Source organism: Pseudomonas sputi, from assembly GCF_021603585.1.
Classification (GTDB): Bacteria; Pseudomonadota; Gammaproteobacteria; order Pseudomonadales; family Pseudomonadaceae; genus Aquipseudomonas; species Aquipseudomonas sputi.
The window spans coordinates 330131-344204 of sequence record NZ_BQHI01000003.1 but is presented as its reverse complement, the minus strand read 5'-3'; the positions used below and the strand labels follow the sequence as shown (position 1 = coordinate 344204).

At 60.4% G+C, this 14074-nt stretch carries 14 protein-coding genes; 1 reads left to right on the top strand and 13 read right to left on the bottom strand.

Features of this window, described 5'->3' with window-relative positions; all coding sequences use genetic code 11:
- Nucleotides 1-165: 165 nt before the first annotated feature.
- The 6 genes from L6D81_RS06455 to L6D81_RS06430 are packed head-to-tail and all read right to left on the bottom strand — an operon-like array spanning nt 166 to nt 5165.
- Nucleotides 166-801, bottom strand: a complete 636-nt coding sequence (locus L6D81_RS06455) for a protein-L-isoaspartate(D-aspartate) O-methyltransferase (protein WP_170844894.1) — start codon at nt 799-801, stop codon at nt 166-168.
- Between the two features lie 41 nt (nt 802-842).
- A complete protein-coding gene (gene surE / locus L6D81_RS06450) occupies nt 843-1592 on the bottom strand; it encodes a 5'/3'-nucleotidase SurE (protein WP_236178347.1) in 750 nt (249 codons plus the stop codon).
- Complete coding sequence (truD, locus tag L6D81_RS06445; protein ID WP_236178346.1) at nt 1580-2638, bottom strand: tRNA pseudouridine(13) synthase TruD; 1059 nt, start codon at nt 2636-2638, stop codon at nt 1580-1582. Before truD ends, surE begins: the two co-directional genes overlap by 13 nt.
- Nucleotides 2635-3108 carry a 2-C-methyl-D-erythritol 2,4-cyclodiphosphate synthase gene (gene ispF / locus L6D81_RS06440; protein ID WP_007954821.1) on the bottom strand — a complete coding sequence of 158 codons (474 nt, stop codon included), beginning with the start codon at nt 3106-3108 and terminating at the stop codon, nt 2635-2637. The genes truD and ispF overlap by 4 nt, the downstream gene beginning before the upstream one ends.
- A gap of 43 nt (nt 3109-3151) precedes the next feature.
- Nucleotides 3152-3997, bottom strand: a complete 846-nt coding sequence (gene fghA, locus L6D81_RS06435) for an S-formylglutathione hydrolase (protein ID WP_236178345.1) — start codon at nt 3995-3997, stop codon at nt 3152-3154.
- Between the two features lie 55 nt (nt 3998-4052).
- Nucleotides 4053-5165 (bottom strand): S-(hydroxymethyl)glutathione dehydrogenase/class III alcohol dehydrogenase, encoded by a 1113-nt coding sequence (locus L6D81_RS06430; protein WP_064379022.1) that lies wholly within the window; start codon nt 5163-5165, stop codon nt 4053-4055.
- Between the two features lie 116 nt (nt 5166-5281).
- Here L6D81_RS06430 and L6D81_RS06425 point away from each other — a divergent pair, with 116 nt between their 5' ends.
- On the top strand, nt 5282-6178 hold the full coding sequence (locus L6D81_RS06425) for a LysR substrate-binding domain-containing protein (RefSeq protein WP_236178344.1): 897 nt from the start codon (nt 5282-5284) through the stop codon (nt 6176-6178).
- Here L6D81_RS06425 and ispD read toward each other — a convergent pair.
- The 7 genes from ispD to L6D81_RS06390 all read right to left on the bottom strand — a co-directional run bounded on the left by ispD (nt 6175) and on the right by L6D81_RS06390 (nt 13955).
- On the bottom strand, nt 6175-6882 hold the full coding sequence (gene ispD / locus L6D81_RS06420) for a 2-C-methyl-D-erythritol 4-phosphate cytidylyltransferase (protein ID WP_236178343.1): 708 nt from the start codon (nt 6880-6882) through the stop codon (nt 6175-6177). The genes L6D81_RS06425 and ispD overlap by 4 nt on opposite strands.
- Nucleotides 6879-7157: a cell division protein FtsB gene (gene ftsB, locus L6D81_RS06415; RefSeq protein WP_236178342.1), complete on the bottom strand. Its 279-nt coding sequence runs from the start codon at nt 7155-7157 to the stop codon at nt 6879-6881. Before ftsB ends, ispD begins: the two co-directional genes overlap by 4 nt.
- A 171-nt stretch (nt 7158-7328) precedes the next feature.
- Complete coding sequence (gene eno / locus L6D81_RS06410) at nt 7329-8618, bottom strand: phosphopyruvate hydratase (RefSeq protein ID WP_007954808.1); 1290 nt, start codon at nt 8616-8618, stop codon at nt 7329-7331.
- 156 nt (nt 8619-8774) lie between these two features.
- Complete coding sequence (gene kdsA / locus L6D81_RS06405) at nt 8775-9620, bottom strand: 3-deoxy-8-phosphooctulonate synthase (protein ID WP_007954807.1); 846 nt, start codon at nt 9618-9620, stop codon at nt 8775-8777.
- A 5-nt stretch (nt 9621-9625) separates the two neighbouring features.
- Nucleotides 9626-11257, bottom strand: coding sequence for a CTP synthase (locus L6D81_RS06400; RefSeq protein ID WP_011332696.1), 1632 nt, complete (start codon nt 11255-11257; stop codon nt 9626-9628).
- 274 nt (nt 11258-11531) lie between these two features.
- Nucleotides 11532-12860: a tRNA lysidine(34) synthetase TilS gene (tilS, locus tag L6D81_RS06395; RefSeq protein WP_236178341.1), complete on the bottom strand. Its 1329-nt coding sequence runs from the start codon at nt 12858-12860 to the stop codon at nt 11532-11534.
- Between the two features lie 147 nt (nt 12861-13007).
- Complete coding sequence (locus L6D81_RS06390; protein ID WP_064379018.1) at nt 13008-13955, bottom strand: acetyl-CoA carboxylase carboxyltransferase subunit alpha; 948 nt, start codon at nt 13953-13955, stop codon at nt 13008-13010.
- Between the last annotated feature and the right edge of the window lie 119 nt (nt 13956-14074).

Genomic DNA, 14074 nt, shown 5'->3' with positions numbered 1-14074 from the left:
CGGCATGAAACTTCGCAAGTATAACGGGCGCAACCGGCTTTACCTTTATAGAAGCGCTATCGCCTGGCGCACACGTTTGCTTGTAGACGATCCTTCCTGTTTAAACACTCGCTGCCGCTGTAAGACAGGCGCGTTGAACAGGAATTCAGCGGCCTGAACAAATGCTCAGGCCAGCGGACCGTTGAGCAATGGCACGAAACGCACCGCGCCCAGAACGTGTCGAGAGAAGCCGTTTTCTTCGCGCACGATCAACATCAATTGCTGTACTTCGCCCGAACCCACCGGGATCACCATCCGCCCGCCCGGTGCCAGTTGATCGAGCAAAGCCTGAGGCACATCGGTGGCCACCGCGGTGACGATAATGCCGTTGTACGGAGCCAGCGCCGGCCAGCCTTCCCAGCCATCGCCCCAGCGAAACACCACGTTGCGCAGGTTGAGCTCGACCAGGCGTTCCTTGGCCCGATCCTGCAGCACCTTGATGCGCTCCACCGAGAACACCCGCTCGACCAGTTGCGACAGTACCGCCGTCTGGTAACCGGAACCGGTGCCGATCTCCAGCACCTTGTCCAGCGGCCCGGCTTCCAGCAGCAGCTCGCTCATGCGCGCCACCATATAAGGCTGCGATATGGTCTGGTTGTTGCCGATCGGCAGCGCGGTGTCTTCATAGGCACGGTGCGCCAGCGCTTCATCAACGAACAGGTGCCGCGGGGTGCGGCGGATCACTTCCAGCACGCTGGCGTTGGAAACACCCTCTTCATACAGACGCTGGATCAGCCGCTCACGGGTTCGCTGGGACGTCATCCCGATGCCGCTGCGCAGCCTGTCGTCTTGTTCACGAGCCATTAATTGAGCTCCTCCAGCCAGCCGTCGAGACTTCTGAAGGCATCATTGAAGGTGCGATCGAGCTGCAACGGAGTGATGGATACGTAACCCTGCATCACCGCGTGGAAATCGGTGCCCGGCCCGCCGTCTTCCGCGTCGCCTGCCGCCGCGATCCAGTAACCGGCCTTGCCGCGCGGGTCCACGACTTTCATCGGTGCCGCCGCGCGGGCGCGATGGCCGAGACGGGTCAGTTGAATGCCGCGAATGTGATCGATCGGCAGATTGGGTATGTTCACGTTCAACACCGTGCGTGGTGGCAGATCAAGCCCGGCGTGGGCCTCGACCAGTTTGCGCGCAAAGTAGGCAGCCGTGGGCAAGTTGTCGACCTGCCGCGAAACCAGCGAGAAGGCAAATGACGGGCGCTCGAGAAAGCGGCCCTCGAGGGCGGCTGCCACCGTCCCGGAATACAGCACGTCATCACCCAGGTTGGCGCCGAGGTTGATCCCTGAAACCACCATGTCCGGCTCACGTTCGAGCAAACCGTTGAGCCCCAGATGGACGCAATCGGTCGGTGTGCCATTGAGGCTGATAAAGCCGTTGGCCAGGTATTGCGGGTGCAACGGACGATCGAGTGTCAGCGAACTGCTGGCACCGCTCTTGTCCTGTTCCGGGGCGATCACCACGCACTCGGTGTAATCCGCCAACGCAGCATAAAGCGCGGCAAGACCGGGCGCTGTCACCCCATCGTCGTTAGAAATCAGAATACGCATGGGCTGTCCGTCTGCCCCACCGGCACCAGATCAACGAGCTCGCGCACCAATACGGTCGCGAAGCATCCGGCCGGGAGGACGAATTCCAGTTGCAGAATGTCAGGCTCGGGATAATGCCACGTCAACCCGCCAATGGGCAGTCGCAGGATGCGACGTTCGTGGCTCATACCGGCATTAATCAACCAATCGCGCAGATCCGCCTCGCGTGCGGCGATCCCCTGCTCCAGATCATGGACAAGCCCGGCCGCCGGCGAGTCACCTTCGCCCCACTGCGGACCGGTCGGGTGCAGGTCAAGAATCGCCAGACGCGGATCGCTGCACTCGGCTTCACCGGCCGGGAAAAAGCTGCGGCTGTCGGTGAACGCCAGCAGATCGCCGACCAGAGCACGCTGCCAGGTACCATCGGCCACTCGCGCTGCCAGCACCTGATTGAACAGAACACTGCGCGCGGTCGACAGCAGTCGCGAACGCACATTGCGTTGCTCCGGCAGTGCCTTGCGCGCGGCCCAGGAGCGGGCATCGACAACGTTGCCACCGTCATGGCCGAAACGCTGGGCGCCGAAGTAATTCGGGATGCCTTGTTTGGTGATCAGTTGCAGACGCTCGTCGATGGCGGCCTTGTCGCCATTGAACTGGGTCAGGCGCAGCGTGAAACCGTTGGCCGAATGCGCACCGCGTTGCAGCTTGCGCTTGTGGCGGGTGGTCTTGAGGATTTTCAGCGTATCGTTTTCCGCCGCCGACAGATCCGGATCGGCCTTGCCCGGCAGTTGCACGCTGAACCACTGGCGGGTCAGCGCCTGACGATCCTTGAGCCCGGCGTAACTCACCGTACGTAGCGGCACACCGGCCGCCTTGGCGATACGGCGTGCGGCCTCTTCGGTGTTCAGCCCGCGTTTTTCCACCCAGATCCACAGGTGTTCGCCGTCTCCGCTGAACGGAATGTCGAGCACTTCATCGACCTGAAAGTCTTCGGCGATGGCTTTCAGTACCGCAGTGCCGAGGGCGTCGCCATAGGCCCGTGGGCCGAGCAGTTGCAGTTCGTTCATGCGCGCAGCAACAAGGCAACGGAATGCACGGCGATGCCTTCTTCGCGACCGACGAAGCCGAGCTTCTCGGTGGTGGTGGCTTTCACGTTCACTTGGTCCAGTTCAACCTGAAGATCCGCGGCAATCAGCGCACGCATCGATTCGATATGAGGGGCCATCTTCGGTGCCTGGGCAACGATGGTGTTGTCGACGTTGCCGACTTTCCAGCCTTTGGCGTGGATCAGGCTGACCACATGACGCAACAGCACTCGGCTGTCGGCGCCCTTGAATTGCGGGTCGGTGTCCGGGAAGTGTTTGCCAATGTCACCCAGCGCAGCCGCGCCGAGCAAGGCATCGCTCAAGGCGTGCAGCAGGACGTCACCGTCGGAGTGAGCGAGCAGCCCGAAGCCGTGTGCGATTCGTACGCCGCCCAGAGTAATGAAATCGCCTTCAGCGAAACGGTGCACATCATAGCCGTGGCCAATACGCATAAAAAAACGCCCCGATTTTTGTCAGGGCGTGATTCTACCTGCATTACTCGTGCAGAGCGCGCGCGTGATGCTGCAAGTGGTCGTCAATGAAGCTCGCGATGAAGAAATAGCTGTGATCGTAGCCCGGCTGCAGGCGCAACGTCAGTGGATGACCCGCTTGTTTTGCCGTTTGTTGCAGCGCTTCCGGTTTGAGTTGGGTGGCGAGGAAATCGTCGCGATCACCCTGATCGACCAACAATGGCAGTTTCTCTTTCGCCTCGGCGAGCAATGCACAGGCATCCCACTCGCGCCATTTCGATCGGTCTTCGCCCAGATAGCGGCTGAAGGCTTTCTGGCCCCACGGACAATCAATCGGATTATTGATCGGCGAGAACGCTGACACCGACTGATAACGCCCCGGATTGCGCAACGCGCAGACCAGCGCACCGTGACCGCCCATGGAATGGCCGCTGATGCTGCGCTTGTCCGACGCCGGGAAATGCGCTTCAACCAGTGAAGGCAATTCCTGCACGACGTAGTCATGCATCCGATAGTGCCGCGACCAGGGTTCCTGCGTGGCATTCAGATAAAACCCGGCACCGAGACCGAAATCCCAGGCCCCGTCGGGATCACCCGGTACATCCGGGCCACGCGGACTGGTGTCCGGGGCCACGATAATCAGCCCCAGTTCAGCCGCCATGCGCATGGCACCGGCCTTCTGCATGAAGTTCTCGTCCGTGCAGGTCAGACCCGACAGCCAGTACAGCACCGGCAACTTGCCGCCCTGCTCTGCCTGCGGCGGCAGGTACACGGCGAACACCATGTCGCAACCCAGCACTTCGGAACGATGGCGATAGCGCTTGTGCCAACCACCGAAACTTTTCTGACAGGAGATGTTTTCCAGACTCATGTAGGACTCCTACGCAATCACGGCTGCACATCGGCAGCCGTGGCATCGCGATTGATCAGAAATGAATGACAGTACGGATGCTCTTGCCTTCGTGCATCAGGTCGAAGGCCTTGTTGATGTCTTCCAGCCCCATGGTGTGGGTGATGAAGGTATCCAGCGGGATTTCGCCGGATTGAGCCATGTCGACATAGCTTGGCAACTCGGTACGGCCACGCACGCCACCGAACGCCGAACCGCGCCAGACGCGACCGGTCACCAGCTGGAATGGACGGGTGGCGATTTCCTGGCCGGCTCCGGCGACGCCGATGATCACCGACTCGCCCCAGCCTTTATGGCAGCACTCGAGGGCTGCGCGCATCAGTTGCACGTTGCCGATACATTCGAAGGAGAAGTCGACGCCGCCATCGGTCATGTCGACGATCACTTCCTGGATCGGACGATCGAAATCTTTCGGGTTCACGCAGTCGGTGGCACCCAGTTGCTTGGCGATTTCGAACTTGGCCGGGTTGATGTCGATGGCGATGATGCGCGAGGCCTTGGCCTTCACCGCGCCAATCACGGCCGACAGACCGATGCCGCCGAGACCGAAGATGGCCACGGTGTCACCCGGTTTGACCTTGGCGGTGTTGATCACAGCGCCGATACCGGTGGTCACGCCGCAACCGAGCAGGCAGACCTTTTCCAGCGGTGCGTCCTTGGAGATCCTGGCCACGGAGATTTCCGGCAGCACGGTGTACTCGGAGAACGTCGAGGTACCCATGTAGTGGAAAATCGTTTGGCCCTTGTAGGAAAAGCGCGAAGTGCCGTCCGGCATCAGGCCCTTGCCCTGGGTGGCACGAATGGCCTGACACAGGTTGGTCTTGCCCGACTTACAGAATTTGCACTGGCCGCATTCCGGGGTGTACAGCGGGATCACGTGGTCGCCGACAGCCACCGAGGTCACGCCTTCGCCGATGGCTTCGACGATGGCACCACCTTCGTGGCCGAGGATCGACGGAAAGATACCTTCCGGGTCAGCGCCAGACAGGGTGTAAGCGTCAGTGTGACAAACCCCGGAAGCCACCACGCGCAGCAACACTTCACCGGCCTTGGGCATGGCGACATCGACTTCTACGATTTCCAGCGGCTTCTTGGCCTCGAAGGCAACGGCGGCGCGCGACTTGATCATGCTGACTCTCCAGTGAATCCATTGAATAAAAAACCAGACAAACAGTGTAGTCCAGCACCGCTTGATGAATAATCCGGACAAAAGCAAAACATTATTGCCATACAGGGATAATCCCCATGTCCGAAAACCGCTGGGAAGGCATCGACGAATTCGTCGCCGTTGCCGAATGCAGCCAATTCACCGCCGCGGCGGAACGCCTGGGCGTTTCTTCCTCGCACATCAGTCGACAAATCGTACGGCTGGAGGAGCGCTTGCAGACGCGTCTGCTGTATCGCAGCACCCGGCGCGTCACGCTGACCGAAGCCGGGCAGACGTTTTTGCAACATTGCCAGCGTCTGCAGGACGGACGCGAAGAAGCACTGCGCGCAGTCGGCGACCTGACCAGCGAACCCAAAGGCATGCTGCGCATGACCTGTGCCGTGGCGTATGGCGAGCGTTTCATTGTGCCGCTGGTGACGCGGTTCATGGGGCACTACCCGCAACTGCGCATCGATATCGAGCTGACCAACCGGCAACTCGATCTGGTGCACGAAGGTCTGGACCTGGCGATCCGTCTTGGTCGGCTTCAGGATTCCCGGTTGATGGCGACCCGCCTGGCACCGCGGCGCATGTACCTGTGTGCGTCGCCTTCCTACCTCGAACGGTACGGTCGCCCACACAGTTTGTCCGAACTGGGACGGCACAATTGCCTGATCGGCAGCTCGGACATCTGGCAGCTTGAGCAAAACGGGCGGGAATTTTCTCAGCGAGTACAGGGAAACTGGCGCTGCAACAGTGGGCAAGCGGTGCTGGATGCTGCACTGCAAGGCGTCGGGCTGTGTCAGTTGCCGGACTATTACGTGCTGGAGCATCTGCACAGCGGCGCGTTGATCTCTTTACTGGAGGCGCATCAACCGCCGAATACAGCGGTGTGGGCGTTGTATCCGCAGCAACGGCACTTATCGCCGAAGGTGCGCAAACTGGTGGATTTTCTCAAGGAAGGCTTGGCCGAACGGCCGGAGTATCGGATTTAACGACGGTTGGTCCAGCGCTGACGCAGCCATTCAAGGTCTTCCGGGCGGGTGACTTTCAGGTTATCCGCGCGGCCTTCGATCAGACGCGGCGCCGACCCGGCCCACTCCATTGCCGAGGCTTCATCGGTGATCACGGCATCGGCCACCAGACTGTCCGCCAGTGCCCGGTGCAAGGCACCGAGGCGGAACATCTGCGGCGTGTAGGCCTGCCAGATCACGCTGCGATCCACGGTTTCCACTACTCGACCGTGCTTGTCGACCCGTTTCAGGGTGTCCTTCGCCGGCACAGCCAGCAAACCACCGACCGGGTCGTTCGCAAGTTCTGCGAGCAGTTTGTCGAGATCGTCACGGCTGAGATTGGGCCGTGCCGCATCGTGCACCAGCACCCAGTCCTCGTCGTCGGCGCCTTGCGCATGCAAATGCAGCAAGGCGTTGAGCACCGAACCGGAACGTTCGGCGCCACCGTCAACCCGTTGAATTCGCGGATCGCTGGCGCTGGCCAGGTTCGGCCAATAAGGATCATCGACGGCGAGACTGATCACCAGCCCCTTGAGGCTCGGGTGATCGAGGAAACAGCCGAGGCTGTGCTCAAGAATTGTGCGCCCGCCCAGTTGCAGGTATTGCTTGGGACGGTCCGCGGCCATACGGGCGCCAACGCCCGCGGCAGGAATCACGGCCCAGAAGGCCGGCAGGGAATCGATCATTGGGCCAACTGGTAAAGGGTTTCGCCGTCCTTGACCATGCCCAGTTCGTGACGAGCCCGCTCTTCGACGGTCTCCATGCCTTTCTTCAACTCGCTGACTTCAGCATCCATCACCCGGTTGCGCTCCAGCAGGGCTTCGTTCTCGGCGTGCTGATCAGCAATCTGCTGATTCAGTTCGGCAACTTGCGCCAGACTGCCATTGCCCAACCACAGGCGGTACTGCAGACCGGCCAGCAGCAAGAGCAAAACGAGAAACAACCAGTAAGGACTGCGCATCGAATATCAGGTATCCAGTGAAAAAAGACAGCCACGCCAAAACTTTGAAGCATCTGATAGCACGAAGCCTGGAATATCCAGGCTTGTGCATATAAGGCATCAGATTAGTGGCAAATCCATCGCTGTCACGACTTTTCCGACACAATCCGGTGTCTTTCTATCATTTACTGCTCAGCCGCGAAACTCGCTGCGACCGTTGTACTTGGCCTTGCCATTCAACTGCTCTTCGATACGCAGCAGTTGGTTGTACTTGGAAACGCGGTCGGAACGGCACAGCGAACCGGTCTTGATCTGGCCAGCCGAAGTCCCCACGGCCAGGTCGGCAATGGTCGAATCTTCGGTTTCGCCCGAACGGTGCGAGATCACGGCGGTGTAACCGGCAGCCTTGGCCATCTGGATGGCTTCCAGGGTTTCGGTCAGGGTGCCGATCTGGTTGAACTTGATCAGGATCGAGTTGGCGATCTTCTTGTCGATGCCTTCTTTCAGGATCTTGGTGTTGGTCACGAACAGGTCGTCGCCGACCAGTTGGGTCTTCTCGCCGATCTTGTCGGTGAGGATCTTCCAGCCAGCCCAGTCGGACTCGTCCAGACCGTCTTCGATCGAGATGATCGGGTAACGCTCGGTCAGCCCTTTGAGGTAGTCGGCGAAACCTTCAGCGGTGAACACCTGGCCTTCGCCGGACAGGTTGTACTTGCCGTCTTCGAAGAATTCGCTGGCCGCGCAGTCCAGAGCCAGGGTCACGTCGGTGCCCAGCTTGTAACCAGCGTTGGCGACTGCTTCGGAGATCACTTTCAGTGCGTCTTCGTTGGAAGCCAGGTTCGGCGCGAAACCGCCTTCGTCACCGACGGCAGTGCTCAGGCCACGGGCCTTCAGCACGGCTTTGAGGTGATGGAAAATCTCGGTGCCCATGCGCAGGCCTTCCGAGAAAGACTTGGCGCCCACCGGCTGAACCATGAATTCCTGGATGTCGACGTTGTTGTCGGCGTGTTCGCCACCGTTGATGATGTTCATCATCGGAACCGGCATCGAGTACACACCCGGCGTGCCGTTCAGGTTGGCAATGTGAGCGTACAGCGGGAGGTCCTGATCCTGTGCAGCCGCCTTGGCCGCAGCCAGGGACACGGCGAGGATGGCGTTGGCGCCCAGGGTCGCTTTGTTTTCGGTTCCGTCCAGCTTGATCATCGCGTGGTCCAGGGCTTTCTGGTCGCTTGGGTCGGTGCCCAGCAGCAGATCGCGGATCGGACCGTTGATGTTGGCTACCGCCTTGAGCACGCCCTTGCCCAGGTAACGGCTCTTGTCGCCATCACGCAGCTCGAGCGCTTCACGCGAGCCAGTGGATGCACCGGACGGCGCGCAGGCGCTGCCGATGATGCCGTTGTCGAGAAGCACGTCCGCTTCCACGGTGGGGTTGCCACGGGAGTCGAGAACTTCACGACCTTTGATGTCGACGATTTTTGCCATTGTTGTAAACACTCCAAAGTTGACGAAAACGACGCAGCTAGAGGAAATCTTTTTACCGTCGGCAAGTGGTGTGCAGCGGGCAGCTTGCAGACGACAACGCTCATACCCGAGGGCATGAGCGACAAATCGTGCGGTACTTTACCGGAGAATTGAGGTTTACGCGGTTTCTACCGTCGGAAAACTCTTCACCAGTTCGTCCAGGGCTTTGAGCTGGGCCAGGAACGGCTCCAGTTTGTCCAGACGCAAGGCGCAAGGGCCGTCGCATTTGGCGTTGTCCGGATCCGGGTGCGCTTCGAGGAACAGGCCCGCCAGCGACTGGCTCATGCCAGCCTTGGCCAGGTCGGTGACCTGGGCGCGGCGACCGCCGGCGGAGTCGGAGCGACCGCCCGGCATTTGCAGCGAATGGGTGACGTCGAAGAACACCGGATACTCGAACTGCTTCATGATGCCGAAGCCGAGCATGTCGACCACGAGGTTGTTGTAGCCGAAGCTCGAACCACGCTCGCAAAGGATCAACTGATCGTTACCCGCTTCCACGCACTTGTTCAGGATGTGTTTCATTTCCTGAGGCGCGAGGAACTGGGCTTTCTTGATGTTGATCACCGCGTTGGTCTTGGCCATCGCGACGACCAGATCGGTCTGGCGCGACAGGAAGGCCGGCAGCTGGATGATGTCGCAGACCTCGGCGACGACCGCGGCCTGGTCAGGCTCGTGGACGTCGGTGATGATCGGCACGCCGAAGGCTTGTTTGATGTCCTGAAAGATGCGCATACCCTCTTCCAGGCCAGGACCGCGATAGGAGGTCACAGAAGAACGGTTGGCCTTGTCGAAGCTGGCCTTGAACACATAAGGGATGCCGAGTTTTTCGGTGACCTTCACGTACTCTTCGCAAACCTGCATGGCCATGTCACGGCTTTCCAGCACGTTCATGCCGCCGAACAGCACCATGGGTTTGTCGTTGGCAATCTCGATGTCGCCGACGCGGATGATCTTCTGTGCCATCGGGGTTACGCCTTCTTCTGGTGTTGAGCCAATGCCGCTTTGACAAAGCCGCTGAACAGCGGATGGCCATCGCGTGGCGTCGAGGTGAACTCAGGGTGGAACTGGCAAGCGACGAACCATGGATGATCCGGAGCTTCGACCACTTCAACCAGCGCGGCATCGGAAGAACGACCGGAAATCTTCAGGCCGGCTTCAATGATTTGCGGCAGCAGGTTGTTGTTCACTTCGTAACGGTGACGGTGACGCTCGACAATCACATCCTTGCCGTAGCAGTCGTGCACCTTGGAGCCGGCTTCGAGCAGGCATTCCTGAGCGCCGAGGCGCATGGTGCCGCCCAGATCGGACGCTTCGGTACGCACTTCAACGGCACCGGTGGCGTCTTCCCACTCGGTGATCAGACCGACAACCGGATGGCCGCTGGCACGATCGAACTCGGTGGAGTTGGCGTCTTTCCAGCCCAGCACGTTACGGGCGAACTCGATGACCGCCACTTGCATGCCCAGGCAGATACCCAGGTACGGAACCTTGTTTTCGCGAGCGTATTGAACGGCAGTGATCTTGCCTTCAACGCCACGCAGACCGAAGCCGCCCGGTACGAGGATCGCATCGACGCCTTCCAGCAGCGCAGTGCCCTGGTTCTCGATGTCTTCGGAATCGATGTAGCGCAGGTTGACCTTGGTACGGTTGGTGATGCCGGCATGACTCATCGCTTCGATCAGCGACTTGTAGGCGTCCAGCAGCTCCATGTACTTGCCGACCATCGCGATGGTGACTTCGTGCTCTGGATTGAGCTTGGCATCGACGACCTTTTCCCACTCGGACAGGTCGGCGCCATTGCATTGCAGGCCGAAACGCTCGACGACGAAATCGTCCAGACCCTGGGCGTGCAGCACGGCCGGAATCTTGTAGATGGTGTCGACGTCTTCCAGGGAGATCACCGCACGCTCTTCAACGTTGGTGAACAGCGCAATCTTGCGACGCGACGACACATCCACCGGATGGTCGGAGCGGCAGATCAGCACGTCTGGCTGCAGGCCGATCGAACGCAGTTCCTTCACGGAGTGCTGGGTCGGCTTGGTCTTGGTTTCGCCAGCGGTGGCGATGTACGGAACCAGGGTCAGGTGCATCAGCATCGCGCGCTTGGAACCGACTTCCACACGTAACTGGCGGATGGCTTCGAGGAACGGTTGCGATTCGATGTCGCCAACGGTACCGCCGATTTCCACCAGGGCCACGTCGGCATCGCCGGCGCCCTTGATGATGCGACGCTTGATTTCGTCGGTGATGTGCGGAATCACCTGGATGGTTGCACCCAGGTAGTCACCACGGCGCTCTTTGCGCAGCACGTGCTCGTAGACACGGCCGGTGGTGAAGTTGTTGTTCTGGGTCATGGTCGTGCGGATGAACCGCTCGTAGTGGCCCAGGTCCAGGTCGGTCTCGGCGCCGTCGTGGGTGACGAACACTTCACCGTGCTGGAACGGGCTCATGGTGCCCGGGTCGACGTTGATGTACGGATCCAGCTTCAGCATGGTGACCTTAAGCCCCCGCGCCTCCAGGATGGCCGCCAATGAAGCCGATGCAATGCCTTTCCCCAAAGAAGAAACAACACCGCCCGTGACGAATATGTAGCGCGTCATGAAAAACCCTAGAAGTCTGCGTTAAAGCGGTCCGAGCCGCCGGGGAAAGCGAAGGAAGGCCGAAGCCCCCGATCACCTGCATTAATCACAGTGCACCTTTCAAAAAAACCGCCGCGTTGGGACAGACCGGAAGTGAAAACACCGGTACGTTGCTCGCTACACATTTTTTGGAATCGCCCAGCAAAGACTGCTTGGTAATCGGCAACTCCTGCAATTCAGGCGAATCCACAGAAGTTGTATCAAGAAGGGAGCGTAGTCTACCGGAATGCCCCCTTCATCTCAAACCTTGATCTTCGTCCGAAGGCTGCCAATGCAATCGCCAGCCTTGCAGCGCATTGCCATCGAGCCCCGGCAGGTTCGCCACGGCGAGCAATTCCTCACCGCGAAACAGCAGCGGCAATCTGCCACGCACGAAGCCCGGCACCGCGCGCTCATTGAGCAGGCGCTTGAGATCACGATGGCCGCGCTCCGCCAGATACATCACCTCGCCGCCCCGCCGATAGCGGATTTGCAGCGGACCGGCGGGAGTCTGACCGCTGAACATGACACGTCCGTTATCGGGCAAGCGTAGCGCCAGCGACGGCTCGTGCCAGTCGCCGCTGACCACCGGCGTGCGAAGCCATTGTCCGCTGAGCCACCACAAGCGACCGGCGCTTCGGTGCAACGCGCCATCCGCCAGACGCCAGATCGGCGAGGCATCGTTGCCGGCGTCCCGCAGGTCCGCCCAACCCGACCAATGGTCGGTATCCGGCAGTCGGGTCAGCGGCTCAAGCCAGTGGCTGAGTGCATTTCGCTGACGGGCATCGGATAACCCCGCGATAGCTGCAAACTCCAGTGATGGCAATCCCGGCCATTCGAACTCGCCAGGCATGCTCGCTTGCGCCAGATCAATCTTCGCCAGCTCATCAAGCAACCCCTGCGCCTCGCGCAAATGCGCCGCGCTGCGGGCCATGCTGGCGTGTGCCTGCGGCCAGCGCCCGGTCAGCAGTGGCATGACCTGATGGCGCAGGTAATTGCGCGAGAACTGCCAATCCTGATTCGACGGATCCTCGACCCAATGCAGGCCATGTTCCCGAGCATAGGCTTCCAGCTCTGCGCGTGTGATGTCGAGCAACGGCCTAACCAGACTGCCCTGCCCCAGCGCTCGCGTGACCGGCATTCCGGACAGCCCACGCACGCCGGCGCCACGCAGCAGACGGAACAACAGTGTTTCGGCCTGATCATCGCGGTGCTGCCCGGTCAGCAGCACATCCTTGGCCTGGGTCGCCGCAGTGAACGCCGCATAGCGCGCATCCCGCGCCGCCCGCTCCAGACTCGCCCCCGGCTGCACCTGCACACGCACCACTTGCAGCGGCACCGACAGTTCATCGCAAACCGCCTGGCAATGCGCCGGCCATGCGTCGGCCACAGCCTGAAGGCCGTGATGAACATGGATGGCGCTTAGCGCAGGAAGGGATTCGGTTTTGGCGAGATTGGCCAGAATGTGCAGCAGGACGGTGGAATCGAGGCCACCGGAGAAGGCGACGCGCCAATGGGAAGCGCTGAGCCAGGGCTTGAGATTGCGCAGAAGCCTGGAAGGCAAATCAATCGAGGGCTGACCCATTTTTCTACCTTTTCACAAACCAAATGTGGGAGCGGGCTTGCTCGCGAAAGCGGTGAAACAGCCAACACAATTGTTGAATGTTACATCGCATTCGCGGGCAAGCCCGCTCCCACAGTGTTTTGCATTGTCAGCCAAATCGGCGTTCGATCAGAGACCGTAGCTCATCAGACGATCGTAACGACGCTTGAGCAGCGCTTCGTTGTCGAACTTCTTCAGCATCGCCAGTTGCGAACTCAGCTCGGCGCGGATCGATGCAGCAGCAGCGGCCGGATCACGGTGGGCGCCGCCCAGGGGCTCGCTGATCACCTTGTCGACGATGCCCAGGCCTTTCAGACGCTCGGCGGTGATGCCCATGGCCTCAGCAGCATCCGGCGCCTTCTCTGCGGTTTTCCACAGAATCGAAGCGCAGCCTTCCGGCGAGATCACCGCGTAGGTCGAGTACTGCAGCATGTTCAGCTGGTCGCACACGCCGATCGCCAGTGCACCGCCGGAACCGCCTTCACCAATCACAGTGGCGATGATCGGGGTTTTCAGGCGGGCCATGACGCGCAGGTTCCAGGCAATCGCTTCGCTCTGGTTGCGCTCTTCGGCGTCGATGCCAGGGTAGGCACCCGGGGTGTCGATGAAGGTCAGGATCGGCATCTTGAAACGCTCGGCCATTTCCATCAGGCGGCAAGCCTTGCGGTAGCCTTCCGGACGCGGCATGCCGAAGTTGCGGCGTACCTTTTCACGCACTTCACGGCCCTTCTGGTGGCCGATCACCATCACTGGCTGGTCTTCCAGACGTGCCACGCCGCCCACAATGGCCGCGTCGTCGGAGAAGTGACGGTCACCGTGCAGTTCGTCGAACTCGGTGAAGATGTGGTCGATGTAGTCCAGGGTGTAAGGACGTTTCGGGTGACGCGCCAGACGTGCGATCTGCCAGCTGGTCAGCTTGCCGAAGATGTCTTCGGTCAGCGTCTTGCTCTTGTCCTGCAGGCGGGAAATCTCATCGCCGATATTCAGCGAATTGTCATTACCGACCAAGCGCAACTCTTCGATCTTGGCTTGCAGGTCGGCGATCGGCTGTTCGAAATCTAGAAAATTCGGGTTCATAGGCGTCCGTCTTGGGTCGTGTCCCAAATGAGCTTGGGCCGGCCGGTTGTCTATTCGCGCCCTACCTTAAGGGAGAGGCGCGCTGAGGTCGAGATTAAAAATTCAGGTTGTGGGCAGGC